Origin of the sequence: Solibacillus sp. FSL W7-1324 (assembly GCF_038008025.1) — a bacterium.
Taxonomy (GTDB): Bacteria; Bacillota; Bacilli; order Bacillales_A; family Planococcaceae; genus Solibacillus.
The window spans coordinates 153,809-180,015 of record NZ_JBBOYH010000002.1 but is presented as its reverse complement, the minus strand read 5'-3'; the positions used below and the strand labels follow the sequence as shown (position 1 = coordinate 180,015).

19 protein-coding genes and 1 pseudogene are annotated in these 26,207 nt (G+C 37.2%); 2 read left to right on the top strand and 18 right to left on the bottom strand.

Annotated features, from left to right (window positions below; genetic code table 11):
• Positions 1 to 525 precede the first annotated feature (525 nt).
• Positions 526 to 672: a hypothetical protein gene (locus MKY71_RS19445; RefSeq protein ID WP_340733802.1), complete on the bottom strand. Its 147-nt coding sequence runs from the start codon at positions 670 to 672 to the stop codon at positions 526 to 528.
• Positions 673 to 707: 35 nt separating this feature from the next.
• Between MKY71_RS19445 and MKY71_RS19440 the strand changes: the two genes are divergently transcribed.
• Positions 708 to 863 carry a hypothetical protein gene (locus tag MKY71_RS19440; protein ID WP_340733801.1) on the top strand — a complete coding sequence of 52 codons (156 nt, stop codon included), beginning with the start codon at positions 708 to 710 and terminating at the stop codon, positions 861 to 863.
• Between the two features lie 183 nt (positions 864 to 1,046).
• Here the strand turns inward: MKY71_RS19440 and MKY71_RS19435 are convergent, their stop codons facing one another.
• The 4 genes from MKY71_RS19435 to MKY71_RS19420 all read right to left on the bottom strand — a co-directional run bounded on the left by MKY71_RS19435 (position 1,047) and on the right by MKY71_RS19420 (position 6,064).
• A complete protein-coding gene (locus tag MKY71_RS19435; RefSeq protein ID WP_340716285.1) occupies positions 1,047 to 2,285 on the bottom strand; it encodes an IS110 family transposase in 1,239 nt (412 codons plus the stop codon).
• A gap of 856 nt (positions 2,286 to 3,141) precedes the next feature.
• A complete protein-coding gene (locus MKY71_RS19430; protein ID WP_340733800.1) occupies positions 3,142 to 3,729 on the bottom strand; it encodes a hypothetical protein in 588 nt (195 codons plus the stop codon).
• A gap of 27 nt (positions 3,730 to 3,756) precedes the next feature.
• Positions 3,757 to 4,254 carry a hypothetical protein gene (locus MKY71_RS19425; protein WP_340733799.1) on the bottom strand — a complete coding sequence of 166 codons (498 nt, stop codon included), beginning with the start codon at positions 4,252 to 4,254 and terminating at the stop codon, positions 3,757 to 3,759.
• Positions 4,255 to 4,825: 571 nt separating this feature from the next.
• On the bottom strand, positions 4,826 to 6,064 hold the full coding sequence (locus MKY71_RS19420) for an IS110 family transposase (protein WP_340733798.1): 1,239 nt from the start codon (positions 6,062 to 6,064) through the stop codon (positions 4,826 to 4,828).
• Between the two features lie 527 nt (positions 6,065 to 6,591).
• Here MKY71_RS19420 and MKY71_RS19415 point away from each other — a divergent pair.
• Positions 6,592 to 6,864, top strand: a pseudogene (locus tag MKY71_RS19415) (DNA/RNA non-specific endonuclease); the annotation flags it as partial.
• An 814-nt stretch (positions 6,865 to 7,678) separates the two neighbouring features.
• On the opposite strand, the gene MKY71_RS19410 reads toward MKY71_RS19415, so the two are convergent.
• From MKY71_RS19410 to MKY71_RS19350, 13 genes are all read right to left on the bottom strand, one after another.
• Entirely contained in the window at positions 7,679 to 9,538 is a 1,860-nt protein-coding gene (locus MKY71_RS19410; protein ID WP_340733797.1) for a hypothetical protein, read from the bottom strand.
• A gap of 13 nt (positions 9,539 to 9,551) precedes the next feature.
• Positions 9,552 to 10,274 carry an AAA family ATPase gene (locus tag MKY71_RS19405; protein ID WP_269454600.1) on the bottom strand — a complete coding sequence of 241 codons (723 nt, stop codon included), beginning with the start codon at positions 10,272 to 10,274 and terminating at the stop codon, positions 9,552 to 9,554.
• Positions 10,275 to 10,489: 215 nt separating this feature from the next.
• Positions 10,490 to 12,358 (bottom strand): group II intron reverse transcriptase/maturase, encoded by a 1,869-nt coding sequence (gene ltrA, locus MKY71_RS19400; protein ID WP_340733795.1) that lies wholly within the window; start codon positions 12,356 to 12,358, stop codon positions 10,490 to 10,492.
• A 737-nt stretch (positions 12,359 to 13,095) separates the two neighbouring features.
• Positions 13,096 to 13,806 carry a hypothetical protein gene (locus tag MKY71_RS19395; RefSeq protein WP_340733794.1) on the bottom strand — a complete coding sequence of 237 codons (711 nt, stop codon included), beginning with the start codon at positions 13,804 to 13,806 and terminating at the stop codon, positions 13,096 to 13,098.
• Positions 13,807 to 13,908: 102 nt separating this feature from the next.
• Positions 13,909 to 14,745: a hypothetical protein gene (locus tag MKY71_RS19390; RefSeq protein WP_340733793.1), complete on the bottom strand. Its 837-nt coding sequence runs from the start codon at positions 14,743 to 14,745 to the stop codon at positions 13,909 to 13,911.
• A complete protein-coding gene (locus MKY71_RS19385; protein WP_340733792.1) occupies positions 14,717 to 15,346 on the bottom strand; it encodes an NYN domain-containing protein in 630 nt (209 codons plus the stop codon). The genes MKY71_RS19390 and MKY71_RS19385 overlap by 29 nt, the downstream gene beginning before the upstream one ends.
• Positions 15,347 to 15,710: 364 nt before the next feature.
• Positions 15,711 to 16,025: a hypothetical protein gene (locus MKY71_RS19380; protein WP_340733791.1), complete on the bottom strand. Its 315-nt coding sequence runs from the start codon at positions 16,023 to 16,025 to the stop codon at positions 15,711 to 15,713.
• A gap of 23 nt (positions 16,026 to 16,048) precedes the next feature.
• Positions 16,049 to 17,209 (bottom strand): hypothetical protein, encoded by a 1,161-nt coding sequence (locus tag MKY71_RS19375; protein ID WP_065217422.1) that lies wholly within the window; start codon positions 17,207 to 17,209, stop codon positions 16,049 to 16,051.
• A complete protein-coding gene (locus MKY71_RS19370) occupies positions 17,209 to 18,081 on the bottom strand; it encodes a S1 RNA-binding domain-containing protein (RefSeq protein ID WP_065217421.1) in 873 nt (290 codons plus the stop codon). The genes MKY71_RS19375 and MKY71_RS19370 overlap by 1 nt, the downstream gene beginning before the upstream one ends.
• Positions 18,082 to 18,238: 157 nt before the next feature.
• Positions 18,239 to 21,877 (bottom strand): type IV secretory system conjugative DNA transfer family protein, encoded by a 3,639-nt coding sequence (locus tag MKY71_RS19365; protein WP_340733790.1) that lies wholly within the window; start codon positions 21,875 to 21,877, stop codon positions 18,239 to 18,241.
• A gap of 289 nt (positions 21,878 to 22,166) precedes the next feature.
• The gene (locus MKY71_RS19360; RefSeq protein WP_340733789.1) at positions 22,167 to 23,246 is read right to left on the bottom strand and encodes a transposase; all 1,080 of its coding nucleotides are present in this window, start codon (positions 23,244 to 23,246) and stop codon (positions 22,167 to 22,169) included.
• A gap of 4 nt (positions 23,247 to 23,250) precedes the next feature.
• A complete protein-coding gene (gene tnpA / locus MKY71_RS19355) occupies positions 23,251 to 23,649 on the bottom strand; it encodes an IS200/IS605 family transposase (RefSeq protein WP_065217418.1) in 399 nt (132 codons plus the stop codon).
• Between the two features lie 161 nt (positions 23,650 to 23,810).
• The gene (locus MKY71_RS19350) at positions 23,811 to 25,238 is read right to left on the bottom strand and encodes a hypothetical protein (protein ID WP_340733787.1); all 1,428 of its coding nucleotides are present in this window, start codon (positions 25,236 to 25,238) and stop codon (positions 23,811 to 23,813) included.
• Positions 25,239 to 26,207 lie beyond the last annotated feature (969 nt).

Here is a 26,207-nt window from a genome sequence, read left to right as displayed (position 1 = left end):
TCTTTTTTTCATGCTTTTTTCTAGCAAAATAGCGATTTATAACAGCGACGCCTTAATTTTGGCAACAAAAAAGGCATACGAAACTGAATTTCGTATGCCGGTGCTTCCGATCAAATAGAAAATAAGATTGCTAATATTCAATATTGATTACAATTATTGAATAAATTCTATTATTCGTCAAGCATATATTAAGCAGCATACGATTTTTTATCTTCCGTACACCACCGCTAAGGTTAAAATCTGCTAAAAAACATTATTAAAATAAAACATTTGTGTTGCAAATCAATAGATACGTATTGTATACTTTGATTTGTAAATAATATTTAATAGCGAATCACTTTAGTCGGGGAGTCGCTGTCAACGATCTGAGCTACCAACTCAGGTCGTTTTTTATTTCTATTTCTATTAAACCGTTAAAGATTGGAAATGTCAACAGGATTAACGCTCTAAAAGCCCTAAATAGCGTATTAAAAGCGAAAAGCAAGTCTAGGTTAAAGTACCCCCCTAGACTTGCTTTTCTTTGCCTTAAAGAACTCGTAAAGAGCCTTTTGCGGCACGTAAGGCAGACGTAATAACGCCGACACTACCTAAGAATAATGATCCAATTAAATCATTATCCGTATTTAAGGCAGTTAAAATTTCTTGGTCGATAATTCCGAAGACAGTAATCACAATAGTAAAGACCGATTAAAAGAGCTTTAGATGAGGTGTTTGATACTCCTCAAGATTTTTATATGGAACTTACAAACTTCCAACAACAAACAACTAATAATGAAATTAATAACGATAATATCGTATTTTTAACTGATGGTAAAAATAAAAGGGAAAGAACTTTAGCAGATGATTTTCAGGGAAGGTTTTAAATTGTAGCTTTCGAAAATATAGAAGATGAATGCAGTTTTATTATTCCACAAAACCAGCTAATAGTTGTCAAGATTTTTCGATAAAAATATTAAATCCTACATGATATACTAAAAAAGGGTACACCAAATAAGCCTTCCTCTTTAAAATTGGAAGGTTTTGTTTAATCCACTTAAATATACTTTTTAAACCGCATTTTGGAAGGCTTCTTTCCTTTTAAGTAGGGCATATATCCAATGTAAAAGCTTATTAGCACATGCAATGATTGCTACTCTAAATGGCTTTCCTTCTTCGCGTTTTTTATCGTAGAACTCTCGTAATTTCTTATTTCTAGGGAGTATTTCATCACTTGTTTTTTGCTTACGTGCATCTCTTATACCGCATTGTACAGCCATAAATAACGCTTGTCTTAACCTGCTGGAACCTCTTTTGGTTATACGATTGATGGAAGCAGTAAATCGACCAGAAGAGTAAACGCTAGGATCTATCCCGGCGAATGCTACTAGCTTTTTAGGATGGTTAAACCGTTCTATCTCTCCAATTTCAGAGATGATTGTTGCCGCAATCTTTTCTCCAACACCAGGGATAGACTGGATTATCTCATATTCTTCAATTTCTTTAGCGAGGGCATCTATTTCTGCTGCTAACTTTGATAGATGCTCTTGATATTGAAGAACAATGTTAATAAACATTCTTAGGTTAAAGATATGGCTTTGATACAAGTTGTTTTGAAATGGATTACGTAATGCAGCCTCTCTCAATTTAATTGCCTTTTCTTTTGCCCATCTTTCTGAACGGGTTGTACATAATTCCGCAATTTTATTAGTAAGTTCTGATTCGCTAACACTTAAAACCTCTTTGGAGGTTGGGAAGATGGATAGAATCTGTAACGAAATTTTTGAATAGAGATTTCCAAAGACACCTCTGTATTCAGGGAAAACCTGATCTAAGATGGACTGTAGCTGTAACTTTGTTTGTGCAGCTGTGCTTGATACTGTTTCTTGTTGTCTAGTGAGATTACGAAGATTTAAGAGTTGTATACCTCTCTTTTTATATGGCTCTAACTCTTCCTTGTAATACAATTCGCATAGATGATAGGCATCAATGGCATCGGTCTTTACCTTGCGTAAATTTGTACTTCTAGCTCGATGAGAGATAAGTGGATTAACAATAATATAGACGTATTGTTGCTCCTCCAAAAATTGAATAACGGGCATATGATATTGACCTGTAGATTCTAAAATAACCGAAGGTTGCTTACCATCAGCTAATTTCTCTACTTCCTTTAGAAATTCTAATAAACTATCTAAACCATCAAGAGTATGTTTAATACTAAAGCTCTTACGATATGGTTTGCCTTTATCTAAAAAGGCTTGAACCTGACTTTCTCCTTTTGAAACATCCAGACCAACGACTGGATTCATAATTACATCTCCTCCTAAAGAAAACTAAATTCGTCGGTAACCCCTATAGCTGCTTGTAATGTCATAGGTTCGCTTGTTAAACGGGATCCTTGTCCCAACCAGCTCGAAACATGTTTATACAAGTAGGGGGTGAACAGTTTTGCGGACGGGATCAAGTCCCACGGGCCAGACGTTCTACCCCGACTACCGTTATAATAAGACCTAAACAAAAAAGGTCAACCAGAAAAATCTGGCTAACCTCATATTACGATCGGGCCATATTGTTGAATAACTTCTTTGAAGGGAATGTGTTAATTAAAGCGTATAATAAGGTAAGTTGTATTTAAGAGAAATCTTTGTTCTAATACTAATTGGGTATTATGTAGGTGGAAATCTTGAAAAGAAATGAAATAAAACACTTTTTATTAGGTGGTTATACAATTGGTTATATTGTGGGATGTTTGGTAGTTCTTATATCTGTAATTAACCCCACTTTTAATTTAAGCTTTTCCTTTAATAGTATCTTCTGTATTCTAGTGGTTTTACCCATATTATATTGGATGTTTTGTTATTCAAGGATGGTTTTCAAGTAGGAGAAAATTTTGACTAGTTTTGATATCTGGCAGTCAAAGGCCATATTGTTAAGTTTGCCAGATAAAGATATAAAGCTAATTACTATTAGGGGGAGTAATGTCTAAACGCTGATTTTGTACGTTAAGGCTAAGAACCGTAATATATAAAGGTTTCATGAACCGTTTTTTGGAAGCTTGATTTTAGTATATATATTTTGTTTATGAAAATACCTGTGGATAGGACACTTGAAAAAGTGTGTCCTATCCACAGGTACGATATTAGTCCTTACCTATTAAAATTATTCTTATTCTACAGTAGATTTATTTAGATTTTCTTTATTGTTATAGTTACTTTTATCACTAAACGCTTCAGGAACAATTGGTGCCTTTAAAGCACTTGTCATTCTTTTTACTAAAGAATACATTTCGTGTGAATCATCAATTTTAACAGTACCATAAGTATTAATAACTGTATGCCAATCTTCAGACTCTAAATGCCTTGTTGCAAATAAGTACTTTTCCCCTTCTTCTAGTAGTTCATCATTATTATATAAAAGAAGAACTTTATTACCGCTTTCGTCTTCATCGTAACCACCAAATTGATTTACAGTAACTTCACCTTCAAGGTTTCCCTTTAAGTTTTCTATAACTTTAACAGTAAATTGAGTTTCTGGCGAACCGTCTAAACTCTTATTGCCTTTTTCTCTAACAACGTCACCAATAAACACATTATTTGATGAACCAACTAAAATTTTATCGTTCGAAAAATCAGCAACTCCGTTTAAATGACCCTGTACAACTTTAGCAGGTTCTTCGCTCTTTTCAAAATTACTCAATCCATATACAGTTAGTCCTAGACACACTATTACGGAACCAATTATAGTTTTTTTCATAAGTAGACCTCCTTTTTAATGTTCAGATTAAAATCCCCATGAAGCGTGGTAGTCTTCTTTATCATGAGCACCCAATTTATCATAACTCCAAACTCCAGATCTCATAACATTACCAGCAAGATCATGATGATCTAATCCAAGTGCATGACCCATTTCATGTAGTGCAGTATGTTCTCTTTGGTCTGGGGTAAAATCCCAAAGAAAGAAATCATTGTATTCAAGGAGGTCAGCCCCACTTTGTGGAGTCCATCTACCACTCCACCCGGCATCCGGCCGGTCTACATCTTTGAAAGAGAGGTCTTCAACCGTAAGATTAGTATCACCAGCAATATTGATTACCCCCAGAGCGTTCCAAACATTTATAGAATGATTTCTAATTGAAGTCCAACCAGTTGTCCCTTTTGCAGTTCCCCATCTAATTTCTTTTCCATCAACTGAACTAGTCGTAAGAAAATGAGCTTGCGTATTAAGTGGAAGGAGTAGTGTGCCTAATAATACGGGTATTAATATTAATTTTTTCTTCATAGTATATTTCTCCTTCGGCTAGTTACAATTAGGATACGATTTGGAATTCTTATAAATCGTTCAAAAATTATAAGTAGTCAGTTATTTGTATTTCAACTAAATATTACCATATTTTATATCGCGTTTTATAAAATTATAGAGTGAATTTAAAAAACAGTATTTTTTTACTAGTATAAATTCTCATTCTTGTTAAACTAAAATGGTTATTTAGGGACTTCACTACTAGTATTGTTCTATCTTTATTTTCATTTTTGTTTTTTCATTGCTAGTCATTGTCGGCTGGACCCCTATTATTGGTGAAGAAGACACGATGATATAAGTGACATTGATTTGCACGAAATAGACATGAATATGGATTACAATGGTTCACATTCAGAAATAGATGAGGAATTTTATTTTAATCCTAATGATAAAAATAAAGAATTTCCTTATTCAACAAAACCAGCTAATAGTTGTCAAGATTTTTCGATAAAAATATTAAATCCTACATGATATACTAAAAAAGGGTACACCAAATAAGCCTTCCTCTTTAAAATTGGAAGGTTTTGTTTAATCCACTTAAATATACTTTTTAAACCGCATTTTGGAAGGCTTCTTTCCTTTTAAGTAGGGCATATATCCAATGTAAAAGCTTATTAGCACATGCAATGATTGCTACTCTAAATGGCTTTCCTTCTTCGCGTTTTTTATCGTAGAACTCTCGTAATTTCTTATTTCTAGGGAGTATTTCATCACTTGTTTTTTGCTTACGTGCATCTCTTATACCGCATTGTACAGCCATAAATAACGCTTGTCTTAACCTGCTGGAACCTCTTTTGGTTATACGATTGATGGAAGCAGTAAATCGACCAGAAGAGTAAACGCTAGGATCTATCCCGGCGAATGCTACTAGCTTTTTAGGATGGTTAAACCGTTCTATCTCTCCAATTTCAGAGATGATTGTTGCCGCAATCTTTTCTCCAACACCAGGGATAGACTGGATTATCTCATATTCTTCAATTTCTTTAGCGAGGGCATCTATTTCTGCTGCTAACTTTGATAGATGCTCTTGATATTGAAGAACAATGTTAATAAACATTCTTAGGTTAAAGATATGGCTTTGATACAAGTTGTTTTGAAATGGATTACGTAATGCAGCCTCTCTCAATTTAATTGCCTTTTCTTTTGCCCATCTTTCTGAACGGGTTGTACATAATTCCGCAATTTTATTAGTAAGTTCTGATTCGCTAACACTTAAAACCTCTTTGGAGGTTGGGAAGATGGATAGAATCTGTAACGAAATTTTTGAATAGAGATTTCCAAAGACACCTCTGTATTCAGGGAAAACCTGATCTAAGATGGACTGTAGCTGTAACTTTGTTTGTGCAGCTGTGCTTGATACTGTTTCTTGTTGTCTAGTGAGATTACGAAGATTTAAGAGTTGTATACCTCTCTTTTTATATGGCTCTAACTCTTCCTTGTAATACAATTCGCATAGATGATAGGCATCAATGGCATCGGTCTTTACCTTGCGTAAATTTGTACTTCTAGCTCGATGAGAGATAAGTGGATTAACAATAATATAGACGTATTGTTGCTCCTCCAAAAATTGAATAACGGGCATATGATATTGACCTGTAGATTCTAAAATAACCGAAGGTTGCTTACCATCAGCCAATTTCTCTACTTCCCTTAGAAATTCTAATAAACTATCTAAACCATCAAGAGTATGTTTAATACTAAAGCTCTTACGATATGGTTTGCCTTTATCTAAAAAGGCTTGAACCTGACTTTCTCCTTTTGAAACATCCAGACCAACGACTGGATTCATAATTACATCTCCTCCTAAAGAAAACTAAATTCGTCGGTAACCCCTATAGCTGCTTGTAATGTCATAGGTTCGCTTGTTAAACGGGATCCTTGTCCCAACCAGCTCGAAACATGTTTATACAAGTAGGGGGTGAACAGTTTTGCGGACGGGATCAAGTCCCACGGGCGCTACGTTCTACCCCGACTACCGTTATAATAAGACCTAAACAAAAAAGGTCAACCAGAAAAATCTGGCTAACCTCATATTACGATCGGGCGCTTTAATTGAATAATCGCATCCCGAAATAATCAAATTCTTTTATAAGAACCAAACTAGATAAGTAAAGAACCAACTGTTTTGATTAACTTTGTTTCAAAACAGTTGGTTTCTTTCTGTATAAAATCAGCGTTTGCAACTTATTTTTAATTGAACTTTATTAAATGCTACAAATTCCACTTATTTTTCCCCATATAATTTGGGGGAAAATATGTACAAGTAAAGGTAATATACACTATTATGTTTTTATCCCGATAAATTTAGATGTACAATATACTATAAGAGGGAACGTAATCGTTGATAAATTTGAAAATGTTAACCCTGATGAAGTAAACGATTCGCTCGGTTTAACAGGTAACAAGCCTACCGATTCGACTAGTTCAAACACAAACAATGATATTTCAAGTGTTGATACAAACGGAGACGGACAGGTAACCATTAAAGAAGCAAAAGCAGCCGGTTTCAAAATGCCGATCCAGCGTGATATAGATTGGTTATACCCCTATATGGATGATCGAGATAACGATGGTATGGTGGGAGAGTAAGCACCTATAAAGCTTAAAGGTACCGTAAATAAAAAACTGCCGACCCCGTAAATAAAAGGTATCGGCAGTTTTATTTATTAAGCCTTAAGTATGTACCTTAGACCCCGTTCACCTAAACCAGGAAGTGAAGATGAAGCGCATTTTGAAGTATTAACACTTAAATAAATTCAAGCTAGTATTGATTCTGTAGTTAAAGACGAGACACGCAATGCATTAATTAAAGAAATGTATGCATGGTGTCTCACGGTATCATCGTACGATAAGTGCCTAAACTTACTACACTCAGGTTCAGACTGGGATTTTGACGGATTCTCAATCATATTCGACCTAGAGTATGTAGCAACTGCGAATCAAGTCCGCAATAACTTCCGTGAGGTTAACTTAAAAGACGACGCACTAAACGTACAACTTTTGCTGACCTACTGAAGTAAATTATTCATGGCCCAAGCAGTCATCACTCTGCTTAGGCTGTCTTTATAATAGCACAGCTGTATTTTTTTAACAATTTAGTTCGTAGGACACCACGTATTAAAATTATTTAACCTAGATGCCCTTCTGAACATTGCCACAAATACTTTGTTGCGGAGTTAGTTAAAATACAACCAAAATGTATTTAAATAACAAAAATATGTAGTGGTGATAATGTGTTTACGATATGTGTAAAATATACACACATTGTAAACACATTTTGTTTTTTCTACTATTAACGTTAATTAATGGACTATCATTAACCGTGCTAAAACACAGTAATATCACCGGTTAATACCTTATCAACACAAAAAAACGATGGCGCAAAATGCACCACCGTTTAGTACTAACCTCGTCGCAATTTAATGATACGAAGTACAATGTTTTTGAAGTCTTTCACAAGCTGGCGCTCGGAATGAACTACATTGTTTCCATAAATCTGTTTAGAAATATCATATCCGTATTCATCATGGCCTACGAATAAGCAAACGACATCGATTCCACGCTTTTTAGCATTTGCTATCATTTCTTTCATTAGATCAATGCCCTCATCCCCAACAAAGCAAGGTGAACCATCACTAATCATAACAGCAAGCTTAATCGCTTTATCTTGTTTATCTGCTTTATCTAGTAAGTATTGTAAAGCTACAACATCCCTGTTAGCATAGCCCGGCTCAACTCCACCAATCGCACCTTTTGTACGTAGTGTAATTTTGTCGGAGTCTTTTAATTGGAAGATTGTTGTATCATCGTTCCAATCTGAATAGAAAGCAAAAGCTTCAGTAGAGATACTATTAGCATTTTCATCAGCAGCACTTAAAACAACCGTCAACGCCTCTTTCATGTGGTCAATAACGCGTTTACCGTCGTTACCCATAGAACAGCTCGTAGAACCGCTTATATCGTTCATACAACCGATATAAACGTTGCCAGCAGGTTTCCCCTCGACTTTCTTACGATAAATCTTATTATCGTTACATTGAGTTGCACGCCAAATTAGATTTGTTTTAATGCGTTTGCCTTTGGTACTAATATATTCTTCATCTTGAACAGGCTGCAGGAGCAGGCGGAAAGCTTTACTCAGCCCCTTCACCTTCAGACGATTTTCCTCATACATCGAAAAGAACTTTTCAGCATCAAGGTTTTTAACTTGGCTTTCAATAACCTTTGCAGACTCATTATATTGGCTACGGTGTGTTGCAACCGACATAATGTTGTCCTTCTGGTTTTCAGCGTCAAGTTGATCATCCACTTGCTCTTCAACATGTGCCATTTCGTTTTGTGCAATTTCCAATACACCTTCGAAATTGGGTTTAGCAGGTGGTTGTGGCTTATCTTCATTTTCAGGTTGTTCTTCCTGGTCTTCGCTTTCGCTATTCATAAGCGCCATAACACGATCTAAATTCGCCTCAATCTCATTTTGTTCCGTCTCTGTATTCGAATTTTCATTCTTAGTACGAGCATTAATGCTGTATGATTGTGTATCTTTCTTCTCGTCTTGGATCCATTCATAAATCGTCGGCCATACCGCGCTCAAAAGCTCATAAGTCGCTGTTAAGTTATCTTTTGTAGAGCGTTGGCAAATAATATTATCGATTAATGATTGGTTATCATCGACTAACTGCTTGGCTTCTTCGATATATTCGGCATCATCAACCATTTGTAATAATCGACGTAATAAGCAAGCAAAGAAATCATCCACTTTACTTTTACCAACATCCGGGGTTTCAACAAAGCACCATTCATAGTTCACGAAATCAATCGCATCAGCTGTAAATGGATAGTCGAGCTTTATAAAATGCTCTAAACGACCATCAGCGCAAAAATTACTTAAGTCACTGACGATGTTTTGAGGCCATTTTCGATTGTTTTTCCAGTCGTCCTCGTCATTTGAACTGTGGTCTTCAATCATTTGACGATAGATATTCATATCATCATACAGTTTATGACCCATTTCATGATAAGCGAGTCCAGCTTGGATAATGAAGCGTTCCGGGGTAGTGTATTGACGGGTTGGGTGAAAGTTTTCAACATCATACCGAACGTACATTGTTGTGCCATCCCAATAAGCCGTTTCAACGCCCGGTGCCGCCCATTGAAACTTAAAGTCGTTCGTTTTGAACTTACGACGAAGGGATCGCACTAATTGGCGACCCCTTACTTGTTTAATATGATTTTGTCGGTTTGCAGATATAGTTATTGTCATTGTCGTTTATCTCCTAATTGGCTAAGTCTGGATTAAATAAGATTTCGTCCGGCGATACAGGGAAGTCTTGAAGTTTTATATCATTAAATACTTCACGAACCGCTGCTCTTGCCTCACAATATTCTTCTACTTCTTCAACTCGGTTAAGGATATAGGCTTCAACCGCGCGAATGCGTGAAGTTTGGTTATATCCGAAAGTAAGGAAGTATTTCGCTGCTTTAAAGTAACCTCGTAGCGTATCCGTATCAGTTGCCAGTCCTTCTATATGAAGTTCTTTTAAACCTTCCTGAATGGCTTCTAAGAACTCTAATGCAGCAACGTCAACTAAACCTGTTTTACGGGTAATAAGCTCTTTAAATGATGCAGTTTTCGTTAAACGTAGAACGGCAAAACGGTCCTTAAATGCTTTGTTAAGCTTTTGAACCCCTTCATAGCCCTCACCAACGTTCATCGATGCACAGAATAATGTATGTGGATGTAGCTTGTAGCTGCCTAATGGCGTTGAGATTACACCGTTATCATCAAAGAATGAGTGGAATACAGAGGTCACATCACCTTTTAAGAAGTTTACTTCGGCAAAGTTAATTAAACCGCCCTCGAAACTAGCTCTCGTAAGGTTTGTTAGCTTATATGTACTCTCATTATTAATGAAAGCAGGTTCAGCGATTAATGTTTCCTTCGATTCGTCTTTGTTCCCAACGACGATATTTACCGGATAACCAAAAATCCAGCTAATTGTATTAATTAGATATAGCGTAGCTCCAACCCCGCTTAATAAATTAAGTTTAGGGGTTGGAGGAAACGCTTGCCCATTTCGGGTGTGATAGGTAACCGTTCTCTTTTACCAAAAAGGCAGTCAGATTCAGGTTTTCCCCCACTTCGCACGGTACGTGAGACTTTCACCTCATACCGCGCTCCACCAACTGTTAGTAGTTTATAGAATTAACGTTATCAAAGCATATCCCTATATTTCTGTATTTTCTTCCAAACTTTTAAATCAAGTTCGGAGTGATCTTTTCCATCGTGAATTTTACGGTGGCATTTTTCGTGAACGGTAACAAGATTCTCCGTTCTATTAACAAGGTGCATAGGAAGTTTTGGTTTTTTGTGATGTATATGAATGTCAAATAGACATTCTTCACCGCAAACCATACATTTTCCTTTATCACGATTGTACGCTCTAGTTCTGTTAAGTTTAAATTCAAGGTTATAAATTCGTTTACGGTTGCCTAAAATACCCATGTTCGTTGAGAGAGGGTCAAACAAGTTGTCAGCCCTAACTTTCAGCGGTACTCGTCTGGACAGTTGGAGTTGTAAAGCCCTACCTTCAACCGTAAACGGAGTCCGTTTTTGATTGTATAGTGGTGTAGGCGTATGAGTTACGAAAATTAAATCCGTAAGTCCAATCCAACTGTTACCAGCTTTTATAGCAGGTATCTTCATAGAGTATGGTTCATGTGCAGAAGGATTGTTGCTGACCTTGTTGGCTGGCATCCATCCGCCACCATATTTTGTTTTGGTGACGGTTTGAAATCCTGCTCTCCTAAGAACCCAACCGTATCTGGCCATAAACAGGTTAATACTGGTTGTGACTCGGTAATAATTTATTAGTCCTCGAATTTGAGAATTTATTCTAAGTATATATGAAGCAAGTTCATAATTATCTTTGGCTTTTCTCAGTTTCTTAACATCTTCATGTAGTGATTTAAACTTCGCGTTGAACCTATCCTTGTCCGGTCGAGATTGAGTAATCCAACCCGTTCTCGATTTGCCTCGTCTTACTTTATATTCGTAACCAACAAATTTGATAGCTTTGTTTCGAATGTTTGTTATTAGTGTTTTTTCGGCTGAAAGTTCTAATTTCAGTTTCTCGTTAAGGAATTTATTGATTTTGTACTTAAACTTTTCAGCATTTTCCTTTGAGTTTGTAATTAGAACCCAATCGTCAGCGTATCTAACAAAGTAAGCAGGTTTCAGATTACTTCTCTTTCTGAGTGCTTCAATTTTGCTATCGCTGCGAGTATATCCGAATTTGGTTTTCTTTTTCTCCCAACCTTTGGTAACAAATTCATCTAGGCTGTGTAAGTAGATGTTGGCTAGTAAGGGCGACAGGATGCCTCCTTGTGGAGTTCCTAATTCGCTCACCTTAACCTCACCCATAACACCTGCTTTTAACATGGCTTTGATGATTTTCAGTAATCTACGGTCGCGTACACCCATGTTCCAAAGTTTTCCTAAGAGAACTGAATGGTCCACGTTATCAAAGAACCCTTTAATATCACCTTCCACAATCCAGTGATAACCAGATTTGTGAACAATATCGGAGATTCTTTCATAGGCGTGTTGGGCACTTCGCCAAGGTCTGAAACCATATGAATGTTGAAAGAACTGAGCTTCAAAAATCGGCTCGATTACTAATCTGATACATTCTTGAACAATCCTATCTATCATTGAGGGTATACCTAATGGTCTAAGTTCAGATTTTCCTTGTTTTTCAATATAAACACGTTTAACCATATTAGGACGATAATTATTGAAAGCTTCGATGATTCTTTCCTGTACTTCAGAGAAGGATTTGTGAAGGAAATTATTACGTAGGACTTCATCATCAACACCGGGGGTATTACTCCCTTTGTTCCTTTTCAGTTTTTCAATTGCTGAAAGGATAACAGGTTTGGATGTTGCTATTTCTACAATTCCTTTGAATTTAGGTAGTTCATCGCTCTCAATAGCTTCCTTAGTTGTTGCGTATATTGAATCAAGTAAATCCTTTAATTCTTTATCAGTTTTGGGAACTGCTTTATCAAGTTTTTGAGCCAATAGCATCACCTCCTGGGCGAGTATTGGGTTAGTCATTTATGCTCCACGGCTTCCTTGAAGCGATATCGTTTTTCTATAATCTAACAATCTGTTGGCTATGCCCCTTCGCTCCACATTCATTACAAATGTTTCTACACTACTACGGGCTGCTGCCACTCAGTTACAACGGTCATTTCCTACCGTTTAGAGACATCTGATATACCATCATTAACATTCTCTACTGAGCTTCACTTGTTCCGTTAAAACTAGCCTTCCATATCGACTTAGGCTCACTCTCTAGTCCGTCAACCGTTCTTTCGACCTTGATTGGGGGTCTTAGAACTCACAACTTCTACGAGTTGTAAACAGATGAATACGACACGAAATATTCAACCGCGATTGATGCCTCTAATGAGGTGTCTACTCTTCATTATTCGAAGTAGACGGTAATCACGAACCTTAAACGAGTGTTCCTCTCGTAGCCTTATCGATTTTATGGCCCCTAGCATCTAGTCATACCATCTCAGGTCTTTTCAACGCCACTTCACCGAGCTTCGTACAATGTGTTGGTATTATACTAGTACAATTTCAACGATTAAGAATCGTGTTCCAAGTTCTAGTCACAAAGCACGTCGGAGCTTTAGGGTAGATTTGCCAATCTTCAATTCTAAGTAGGAACTGCCCCTACCTATTCGTTTTAACAGTTAGAATGTTTTAAATTAACATCCCCTCGGATTTTCCATGAGTGTTTCCACTAATCATGCTTGTCCGAGAACAAGTCGCACCGTATCTTTCCCGGTTCCAGCATCACCAACTAAAATTAAATGCTCGCCCATAAGGATATGCGTAATCGCAATTTCAAGCATTTCACCGTTGTATGGCGTGTCGGGTTTAACTGGCGGCATTAAGTAATCGTGCATAGGAATTGTCGCGTGTACAAGCTCACGTTTATCGAATATCTTATTTTGTAATGCGATAGAAAAACGTTGGTCGTCTAAGTGTTCTTGGATCTCTTTCCAACCAACATTTGCATCGCGTTTCGTTGTAGTTGAAGCGGTTTGAACAGAAGTATGAACAGGTGCGGGTGCTGGTTTACTTTTTGAAATCCCTAACTCCGCGCTTTTGTCAGTCCATGAAACTGCGTTAAAATTCGCTTCAAATGTTTCAAATTCAGGTGTCTTCGCTTTATGGCTCATATGTTCAATTTCATGGCCGAAATGCTTTGCGACAGCTGTTAAAACAACTGTATGCGTACAAGAAGTCCCTTTTTCAGCATTTTTACAGTGGTGAGCGATCGCTTTTGTACCGCCTGCTACGTAAATATAGCCTTTAGTTTCAATGTCTTTGAATGTAACACGTGCATAGAAATGTCCGTTTTTCCCCTCATACGTTTCCACTTGGTTTAAAAAGTTCTCTGGTTTGCAAGCATGTAAAGCCGTTTGTGAAATTGATAATGTTGTAAAGTTCATAATAGATTCTCTCCGATTCCTTAAAAAAGTTATTTGTCGTTTGTCTTTAATCAATAAAAAAAGACGAGTTACGGGTATCGTAATCTCGTCATAAATAAATGGTTAAGCCACTTCGTTTACTAGTTCAGTGGCATTGATACAGTTATTTGCTGAATCATACCAACCGACTACCTTAAATGATTTATGAAGGAAAATTGAAGATCCTTCCTCAATCATATTTGAAGGGAACCATAATAATACTTCGCGTCCATCAGGTGCTAACACCCGGCTAAATAACAATCCGTTTGCCCCATCCTCTAATAGTGTAGGTGGTTCCTGTGCAGTCAATTCAAACTTATATAAGGTTTGTTTTTGCTGAACAGGCGCGGCATTGTTAGTCGGCTGATTTGAAGTTTCTGTCGTATCAAAGTATAGGTCTAATTGTGAATCGCCTACGCCATTCCCAATAAGTCCATAACCTAAAAAACCAAGAGCTCTACCAATGGCAGACGTTTGAGCTTTAGCAAATGGATTTGATTGGTCCACACCTTTAGCCTCACGCCCGAGTTCAATTACCCCCGTAGCTGATCCATAAATCTCTGAATCCACTGTAACGGAACAAATTAAAGTGTCACCTAACGGGATGAATTGCGGAGCGTGTACATGGAATTGCTTATTAGCAGCTTCATGTTCATCACGTAGCATTTTCAAACGGCCATCGACTGTAACATAGGGCTTGAACACCTCGACATACGTTGAGTTGTTGAAACTTGAAAGTCCTAAGTTGTCATAGCCATTCACGTTAAATTCCTTATAAGCAATCTTCTCTTTTTGAGGTAAGAGCACTAAGAAATTGTGATACTTTGAATCAATCGAAGCAAGCGCTTGCTTGATCTCCTGACTCATGATGTTTCGTTTGTTTTGGGCTTTATTAATAAGCCACTGCGGTAATTGTGTCATTGTAAACCACTCCTTGTCGGCTTTTTGCAAAGTCTCTGTCGTATTTAGAAATGATGTAAGGCTTGTTCTGATCGATGTAGCGAACAGCTTTTTGTGCTGCCAATGCTTCAACGATACTTTCCAGGCTAATTACTCGATCTACAACCGCGCTCAGTTCTCTGGCAGGTGTATGGTTGCTTACAATTAAATGTACGCGGGCACCATTGGCCTGTGCTTCCACTACGGCTGGAACAAGGTCACTATCTGCTGAACAAAGAACAATGTCTTTAGCTCCGCTAGATGCCTCCTTATACAGCTGTAAAGCGATAAGAACGTCAACGCCTTTCTCAATGTTTTTCCGTCTGAAATCAAGTACAGTAAAGCCTTCTAATAAGTTCACACCGCGCTCTGCAAGTGAATTAAAGAATCGTTTACGGTTGCTGTAGAAAACAGACTGATCATCGGACACATTCGCACAAGCGAAATAAGATTGGGTCGGTGTATTCAAGATAGAGGATACTAACTTGAAAAATACTCTCCAATCCATGCCCTTCACGTTAATTTTGTGTAATTGGTGCATGATGTTCATTTCATCAACAATTACGGGAACTTCTTTCGTCATAAAACTTCCTCCTAAAAAATACTTTTGCTAAATGCTCGAATAACGATAAATCGTCGATAAAAAGCCGAGAAATTAGCGGTCACAGACAAGTAATTCAATCTTTTCATTAAAAAAAGGCAATAAAAAAACGCCTATTTTAAAGATTGATAAGGTTTTTAGACATACGTGTGCCTAAACATCAATCGCTAAAATAAGCGTTTTCGAGAAAAGATGGCTCAATCCAATAGTTGAGCAAACAGATAAAGAAAAAGAATAAAAATAATATAACTATATTTTAGCATAAGGTCGGGTTAAGTACAATTACAAAAAGCTTGCTACACATAGTAACAAGCTTCAGTAAGGTTATAAAGAATAAGTAAATTGATTACAGTGTTTCGCGCGGGAATAACACGATGTTTGAACCGCTCTCTTGCTGCTTATAAATCAATTGAATGCGTTCCGGACAGTGTTCTAATAACTCGGCAATTAATGTTTTATCTTCAACAATGCTAAGTAAATGTTCATCGTCATTATCGAAGTCGGGTTGGTTTTCAAAAAGGAAGAAGTTTAAAGTATCTTCTAATACCCCGACAAGATAATCCTGCTCTTTATATTTCAAGTGAAAGTTCGTTTTCATATCTAATAACTGTTTAGTGTCGTTATCTTCTAAGACGATTTTTAAAAAGTTCTGCATTTGCAAGTTGTAAAGCCTCCTACATAAGATTAATATTCGAAATCGTCGTCCTCAACAACATTGGTTGAATATGGATTATTAAATGTTTCAAAATACTGAGACGCGGTCATGCCCTCCCAAGCTCTTGTTAAGAAAGGAATACGAGCTTGTACAACGCCGTCAATATCATTGTAAATATAGAAAATATCATCACTTTCACGTTGGATCAAACGCTCGTCTGTCGTATAGCGAACGACTGTAGAAGGTGCGTATTTTTCAATCAGCTTATTCACGTCTGGAATACGTGAAACATTGTCTACAATCATAATCATAATTTCAGGACGTAAATCATCACCTAACACATTCATGCCTTTTTCGATGAAGCGTAAGCGTTTAGAAAGTGTTTCATACCAGTTGCTTTCAGGTCGCATAACCTCTAACCAAACCGTACGAATATCCCCTTCTCCGCGAATTGTCTTAATAACTGCGTGTGGTGATATATATTGCTTGCTGTCGATTGAATAGCTTTCATTGGCAGACCATGAAACAACGCGGTCTAGTTCATGCAGCTTACAATAAAACTCCGCTGAAATGACTTGGCGGAAGAATGGTGCCATTGAAGGTGCTGTGCCGGGAAGGTAATTAGTCGGGACTAATCTAAATTGGCTCGGTGTTGAACCATTTTTACCTAATAGTACATGAGCCGCGCGAGCCGCACTTGGAGATAATGCATAAAGGTAGGGTTTATGGTTTTCTAATGTAATGGGTGAATTCCAGTTAAACGGAACAAGAATACCGTTTTCAATCCATTTTTTCATATGATTTTTAATGCGTGCATTTGATTCAGTTACGCCAAATACGACGCGGTTAATCTGAATACGTGTTGCCACGCGGTTTTGAGATAAAAACGTCAGCAATTTGATTTCATAATCACTAAAGTTGTTATCCATCATTTTTACGTTGTACCAATACGTACTATTACGGATCACGTTTTGGTCTGAACGTAAAAAATTCAATTGAGCGTAAGGGTCACTAAATAATGAGAACTGCTCCCCGTTCGGTGGTAAGAATTTTAATACGTCTTTAGGAATGTTGGGTGACACGTAAGGACTTGTTGCGCTATAAGTCGGTGCCAATGGTCCAGAAGGTTGTAACTGTTCAGTTTGTTTCTGAACAGCTACATCTTCCATCGATAAGTTAAACTCAGACATTAAAATCCACGACGCTCTGAACGAGCGATTTGCCCCATATATGGTAGTGAAATACGGCCGCGCACATGCCCTTTCGCTACATCAACATCAACTACTTTAAATAACACTTCGCTACCGTTTTTAATATGACGAGCAACGTTTGCTGTTGGCAATTGAGCTAAAGCTGTTAATCCATAAGGTTTTAATGTTACGAAAATTACTTTACGGTCAAGATCAATGTTATTAATAGTGGCTCCGTAAGTCCCGCCAGGCTTGTAAGTCCCGATTGCTTGTATTGGGTCCATTTCTAACGCTTTTTTACTGATATGTACGTCACGTTTTTCTTTATCAACTTCCATAATGCGAACGCGGATACTTGGTGTTTCATTTAAAGAAATTTCACTGTTTAGGTCATGGATATATGTGTGGCTGTAGTCGCTCTTGTGCATACGTAATTTAACGCCATGAACATTTAGGAATACAAACATAGAGTCAACGCCTGTTACTAATGCATCGTAGATTTGCCCTGTTTCTACACGTTTCCAGAACTGTTCTACCTTCATCGCATTGGCAGCTTTACGGTCTGCTACAAAGAATACGCCATCATAAAGGTTCGTATCTGTAGTAATAATGTCTTTAATCATTACGTCAAACTGCTTATTAGTGAAGCTGTCTAACGATTTATAATTATATTCATCAACCAAATCTAATGGGATATAACCAAAAATATTTTCAAATACAACTTTTAAACAGAGTGTACTTTCTTTCCCTAGTGTTAATTCCTCATTACCGATACATTCTACACGTAGATAACGATTCAGGTTTTTGGCTTCGTAAAGACTCGACATAGCAAATGTGCGAGTTTCGATAAATTGTTGTTCATTAACAAACATAGATAACCCTCCAAATTGGTTTATTAAACAAAAAAAGGAACACCAAACCATACCTTTACCAAAAGGCATGGTTCGGTGCTCCCGAACGATTGTTTAATTTAGTTTTTTTATTGATAGACTTAATATAATCAAATAAGTATAAAAAATCAAGAGTAATTTAAATTTCTAATTCGATAATACGTGGTTTATCTGGCGCTTTCGGTTGTTCATTAGCCGGTTTTTCTTCAATTGGTTCAGTAACTTTCAGTGATGGATCTTCTTTACTTGCTGCGACATCCTTTTGAAGTTGGTCTAACATATCACTTGATTGTGTATCAATGACACTCGTTTCAAAGCCCTGCTGTGTTGATTCCTCTAATATAAATGGCTGTGGCTCAATCACAAATGATTCCTCGGTAGGTGGGATTTGTTCGAGCGCGGTTGCTTCAGCTGTAAAAGGTAATGGCTCAACAGGTGTAATATCCAATGGAAAATCATTTACTGGCTCTTGCTCAATCACTTCATACGGTGCAACATCAATGAAATTAGGTGTTTCTTCTTGCATTTCAGGCTCATTTAACGAATTTGGCTCTTGCGAAACGCCGCTCAGAGGCTCCGAAATGTCATTTAGTTGAGTAGTTGGTTGTTCGAACGCAATCTCAGCCTCTTGTACAGGTGCTTCATTTCCAACTGAAAGGTCTGTTTTTTCAAAAACAGGGAAATTATCAACATTTTCAACTGGCACAGGCTCATTGTATATCGGTTCATCATTAACGATAACGTTATTAACGATAGATAAGTCTGTTTCTTCAAAGACAGGAACATCAATCGATGGCATCCCCTCTTGAACAACTCGCTCACTTGGCTCATTAACCATGATTGATAAAGTCGTTTCTTCAAAGACAGGTGCTTCATCAGCTGGAACAAATTCATCCTTCGTTGTTTCAAAGCCGATAGATAAGTCTGTTTCCTCAAAAACAGGTACTTCATTTGTTGAAGTTGGCTCTTGTTCGTTCAGTTCACCATGTACAGGGAAATCAATTTCATCATTTCCAACTGGATTTGTTTCAGTCGTTGTTTCTTCCTCTTCTTCTAATAATTCAAGCCAATCGTTTTGCTCCGGAGTAATTACTGGATCGATTGCATGACCAGGAGAAACTTCTTGTACTGACTCGGTTCCAATTTCATTTTGTGCTGCAGGTTGCTCATTCACAACAACCGCGTCATTTAATACGACTACATCAGAAGGAACAGCAAAGTCATTCAACGACATTTCCTCACTTGGTTCATTACCGCCGAAAACATCATCACTGTTCTTTTGTGCATCTTCCGTTTTAGGTGAATGAACAGGTTCAACATGTGCTACAAGCGGTTCTGCTACCTGTGGTGTATTAACTGGCACCATAATAGGTTCTAATTCATGCGTAGATGGGTTCGTTGATTCGGCTTGATTTTCCGTTACGACTTCCGATTCACTCACAAACTCATTTAACGCTTGGTTAGCTTCTTCATTAGTGGCATCATCCATCATACTGCCATCTGATTTACCAATGTAGTTTTTGCTATTAGAAATAGCGCTCACAACATTAATATCTCTTTCATTCGTTGACTTAATATCAGACTCCACCAGCTTCATAAAGCGTTGAACAAACGCTGATTCATGAACAAACTCACCAATGGCATGTTTTGGTTTCGCTATGCTGTTACGCTCGTCTACGATCTGAACAATCATTTGTTTAAATGGCAGCTCTCTAATGTCAGTAGGTGTAAAGCGCGGCATAAGCTTCTTCTGTGAGTTCATACGCATGCCCCAATTTTGATTATCCGTAGTCATTGGTGCGCCTGATTCATTCACTGATTCTTCTACCCGCAATTCCTCACCAAATTCTTTAGAGAAGTATTCGTTATCGTCAACTGGACCGCGCCCGAATACCGTCTTATGTGAAGCGTTACCCATAACTGTTTTTCGGTAATCTGTCCCCACAGCATCTAACTGAGCGATCGACTGCATAGCGATAACCGCGCCCACTTTGTAAGAACGCCCTAAAGTTAAAAATCGTTGGAATGCATCATTAGCGTATAACGGGAATTCATCCACGTAAAAAATACAAGGGATACGTCGAACGTTTTCCTCTTTATTCTCTTTAGCACGACGGAATACGGCTGCTTGGAATTGACGTATAAAGAATTGGCCGAACATCATTGAGAGTTCGTCCAGCTCGCCAAGCGCGGTGTTTACTAACACGATTCCACCCTCACTTAACACTTTATCCGCGTCAAATACTTTATCGCCTTCTCCACTTGTGAATAAAGCACGTAAGCTATCCTCATTGACTAAATCATTCAGATACTTTTTAGCACCTGAAATATAGTTTTCCTTTTTGTTCTCAACCATTTGCTCTGGATGGTGTCTATGGTTCGGTGGATAAGGAACGGGCTTGATTTCATCTTTGTCACGAAACGTCTTGTAATCTAAAACTTGGTTAATAAAGTAGTTTACGACTACCTCATATGAATCCAGCTCTTTTAATTGGATGGGCGTAGCATTTGTATTACGTCTGTTCTGCTCAATAAAAGCTGAAACATGCTCTACAACATTTGCAAGCTCACGCGGATCGTCAATCAATTGCTGAATGATACGGATGTTTGTTTTGTTACCGTATCGGATTTTAGCTAATAAGGTAATGTTCTTACAGACCTCATTTTGTTGGTCTTTAAAGAATTGGTCTTGGTCGCCGGTTAATGCGGAGATTGTACCTTGAAAAGTATTCGCTACGATATTACGCTCACCAATAAAAGGATTGTACTTATAAGACATTTCTTTAAATGGGTCAATAACGATAATCTTTTCATCAGGTATGCCGAGCTTTTTACAGATTGTCAGTACATCGTCTACAGCATCCCCTTTTGGCTCTAAGAGTACCAACGACATATCTTTTGTACCTGTAGCAATCTTTATCAAGTCCTGAGCAATACGTAAAAGTAAAGTTGTTGAAGTTTTACCAGAACCCGTTACTCCTAAAATCGCCTCATGTAAAAAGCGTTCATTTTCTTTAATAACGATTGGCTTACCTGTATCAGACTCATAACCAACAATAACGTCAATGCTCTCTAACTTATATTCATGTGCATATCGTTTAAAGTAGGGCATTTGCCAATCCATGAAATGATCTTGCAATAAATCTTTATTAATCATGTAATCCCGCGCTTGTACGAATACACCCAATGCACTAATAATGATTGGGGCAAAGAATATGATTAGTAAAAATGAGTTTAAGTTATCTGTTAGCAAAATCCCTTTATGACTTTCCATTACGTTTAATGTTGTTAAGTAATCGAAATAATTCTCATAGACGAATTTTGAAAAGACCGCCCAACACATTACATGGAATGGTGCTAGGTTGAATAGCGCGGACCGCTTTCTCCCCTTTGGCGTTTTAGACCAATCCTTCTTAATGACTGGCTCTTCCTTTTGGGGAATGGTAATCGTTGTATAATGCCACGATACATAAGGCAGCACCCACAATATGATAACCAACCACCAGGGAAGTAGGTTAATTGGCGAAGCTTTAACAAAGCCGAATAAGTTCATTAGCCATGAAATCAAACCAAACGGCAAGATAAGGAATAAACTTATATATGTAGTTGTAGTAGCGATTCTAAAGTTTGTTTTAAAACGAAATTTTTCTTCTGCTAATGTTTTCTTAATAGCCGATTCAAATATTGATTTTCGTTCTTCTACTTCATCGAGCAACATTGGATCAACTACTTCACTTGGCTTATGCGACCGCTTTAACTGTGGAAGTAATTGTTTCATACCCTTCTCCTTTCTTTATAAATTATCGTAAAAAACAAAAAAACACCGTACCTATCCCTATGGATAAGTGCGGTGCTTCCTCACTAGAACTAATGTTAAGTAAAATTCATGAAACTGTCAATGTATTCTTATAGCGTTGAGACTCCCACGGCTAAAGCCGCAAGCCTTACACCTTCGGTGTTGAGATGGGATTCTTGAGTGATTTAACGTTCTCAATCCATTTCTGTTTCGAACAACCCTCAAGGTTAGGGTATCTCATTACCCCTCCTAAGACAGTGCGTATAGCATCTTAGGCTGATTGACTATTACCATCAACCACAGGCGCATATCGAATATTCATTGCGCCGACTATATCTCGGTGTTTCTTAAAACCACAATTACATTTGTATGTACGGTCTTTCGCTTTGTTCCTTTCGGAACAACTAGGACAAGTTTGACTGGTATAAAAAGGGTTGACGAACTCCACTTGTATCCCTGATAGGTTTGCTTTGTATTCGATATATTGTGCTAAACGATAAAACGACCATATATGAAGATTCTTTTCGTTTTTACGGCTTGTTCTTGCCGTCTGTCTTATGTTTGCTAGCTGCTCTAAGCGAATAACAGAAATTTTATGTTCGATTGCAAAATTAACAATCGAACGACTAATTTTATGGTCTTGGTCTTTCATATAACGTTGTTCTTTATCGTTTAAACTTTTAATAGCGGCTATTTTCTTGCGTTTGCCCAAGTTTTTTCTGGTAGAACGAAACTTACGTTTTTTAAATTTATTCATTCTTCCGTTACCGAAAAAACTGATTTTATCATCACTTGTTACAGCTACAGCAGGAACTTTAATCCCTAAATCAACGCCCATAATTTTTGTCCCATTTTTAAAAACAGGTTCACTTGTTAGGGCAATTTGAGCAATCCATTTTTTCTTCTTTTGCGTGATGCGAAGCGTCCCTAATTTATTTTCTGTTAACGCTTTTTGAATTCGATTATTTTCGTCTTTCATCAATGCCCTAATGGGCACTTTCTTAACTTTACCATCAATATAAAGAGGCATTGAAATACTAGTCGAATCAAATGAATAATTTTGGTTGTTCCAAACACAAACCAATTTCTTCAATAGTGGAACAATAGAAAACTTTTTCATTCTTACTTTGCTAAAAATGCTTTTCGCATCTTTAATCGCTTGGTTTTTCACAGCACTAGGCAAATCTACTTGTACATCTTTGCTCGTCTTCTTAGTTGTTTGTTTTACATTGACCATTTCATCTACAAGATTATTGATAGTTTGGATGTAGTTCTCGGACATCGCCTTTAGAATTAGAGCCTGTTCTTTTGATGGCATTAATTTAATTTGTAGTGTGAACGTTTGGCTCAATGTATTAACCTCTTTTCTTTTGCTGTTCTACATATCGTTTAATTGTTTCGCTAGAAACATTGCCCACCGTTGATACGAAATAAGAACGTGTCCACAAGCTCGGGAGGTGTTGCAGATGCGGAAACTCCTCTCTTAAAATTTTCGAAGACACCCCTTTAATCTTAGCCATTATATCTGCCGGACTAAGTGTTGGCAGCGTATTTAAAAACATGTATGCGTGGTCTCTATCACATTCAATTGCAATGATTTCGGTATTCAAGCTATCGCAGATTTCTTTAACGATTTCTTTAAATCTTTTTTCTACCTCATTATTCAAAAAAATTTTTCTTCTATAACGAGGACAAAATACAAAATGATAATTCAATAGAGAGACTGTCGTATTTGTATGTCTATAATTTTCCATGGCTCAATTGTATCAGTTAATAAACATAACAACAACGAAATGAACAAAAAAAGAAGAAATACATTTCAAATACTTGAGGCGTCAAGAACCGTAGGTTCAAAAACGACACTCCATATTTGACTTCACTATCATCCCACAGCTAAAGCAGTGGGCTTTCTCGTTCAGAAGTTCTGTAATGAACTAATTGGCACCGGTTCTCCGCGCTTATATAAAACAGGCATTGCCGGATTTGAAATCTGCATCACGTAATACTCCTGATAGAAATGTTCACCGTCTCGCATAGGGAACGTATCTTGTATTTCACGTGGGAACACTGGGTAATGCTTTCGATAAACGACAATCGGTACAATATGCTTTTGACCTTGAAACGCATCGCGCAATTGCACAACCGTTTTATTAAAACGTTCAATGGCTTTCTTCCATGCTGTTATACATAATCCCTCAATGTTAAAAAACATATACATATAGTTCTGATTTTTTTCATAACGAGCCAATGTGTCCCCTGTTCTCTTATCATACGCTTTGAACATCGCATTATCTTTTGTTGTATAGGTAAAGGCTCCATTAAAGTCAGGGTGCTTTAACGCGGTACTTAATACATTCGCAAAATCTTGTTTGTATTCAGTACGCATTGTAACAATTGTGTCCTGTAAAGTTTCATCGGTACATGTAATCACTTCAAACGAATCTGAATAACTCCGACAAGTCATTTGAAACGATTCAACGAAATTCAAATGACGCAGCTGTACTTGTAGATCACTTGGGTATTTATCTGAAGGTAAGATAACTAGCATCCCTTTGTAATATTTCAACTCATCTGTTTCAGCCATTTCATCAAGTCGGCGCTTTAATCGTCCAAACTTCTCCATTAGTCGATTCCCGTATTCTGTTTTCATATCGAACTCTAAATAAAAACGTTCGGGTGAGCTATACACTGATAGTTTCCCATTTCGCTCTACCGTATGTAAGGTTTTAAAATCTTTATATAATGATTGGTTTAATTGAACTTCCCCATCAGGCTTATACACATGTGATTTCTTCACTTTCGTATTTCGGGGAGCTGCATGGAGATTATCACGTACGGAACACACGTTCGATAACCTTACGCCCCCTATAGCCCAATTGTTATTTTGTTTCTCATTCGTATCTAGTTCCGCCAGTCGATTGAGTGACATGATCGCGGTCATACATGAAACTTGGAAAAGCGAATGTTTGTTCTCTAACATTTTATTGTCCCGCTTACGCCAGTCAAAATACCCCAACTCAAAATCAAAACCAGAGCGTATGTTCTTATCCCTCACTGTGATGTGCATATGGCTGTACATGAACTCCTGACCATCCTGTGTTAGCTGCAAATAGAATGTGTCCTGAATGTTCGAATACTCCGATATGACGTATCCGTTATCTTTCAGCAACTTTACCGTCTTCTGAATGGATCTTTGCTTCACTGGAAAGTCCTTCGATTTAGGGTGAATGTCAGGGTGAAAATAAGCTACTAATTGCTTGATTGTAGCAGCACGTAATTTTAGTAGCACCTTCATTATTTCTATCTGTTTTGGTGAAGGTTTTTTTGCTGTAGATGGCGTCATTAAAATCCTCTTTTCTATGTACTTAAATAAGCTTTAAAATCCCTCTTAAATTGCCGAGAAAATCAATCTTGAAATGTTATACCTCGTGACTCCGATTTTAGCACAATAAAGTTCGGAGTTACAAAGTTGGCGAACGGAGTACAAGCGAGCCCTTGCTATCACTGAGTTTTTGAGTTTATACACTGACGTCTATTACTGACGACCAACGGTGACGGGTTACGTCAGTATTGGTCGTCAGTGCAAAACGTCAGTGTAAGCCCTCTTTCCGACACTGAAAAATGCTACAAAAATCACCTGATTATAGTTAGGGATCGGTAGCAGTTGCAGCCATTTCCGCTGGATAATTTCATGTATATTTAGTTTGTTTTTAAGCATGGTTTAAGGTGGCTTTTGAGGCTGAAATGGGAACGTATCTAAGCAAGTAATTGAGCTTGATTTTTTGATTATTCATTGTGGATTTCGAGTATGACTTTATAGTTTGAACTTAATAATATTGGACATGTGACTATAAGTGATCAGCTATGGTTATCCTAAAGAAACATACACCTATTAGATAGTCTTCTACTAAAAAACATACAAAATATATTAAGAAAAGTATTGAGTAAATATGGAGTTTATAAATATATTTTACACACATTATATTCATTTTATATTGAACTACTAAACACATACAAAACACTTTATGTATAGAATGTGTGTATAAAATTTGAAATTCCGTGTTGCAATTGTAGGTATATTCTACATATCTTTTAAAGATAAAGTATACATATTGTATTGAGTCATTAAACACATTGTATTTAATATATACGCACAAAGTATTTATAATGTATTGATAATGTGTTGAGAGTATAAACATGATATGTACACACTCTATTGACATAGTGTTGAATTTAAGGTAAAATTTATATGTACTATTTTGATAGAGATAAGTACAAGAAACCAATTTTATATAATTAGGAGAGATAGAAT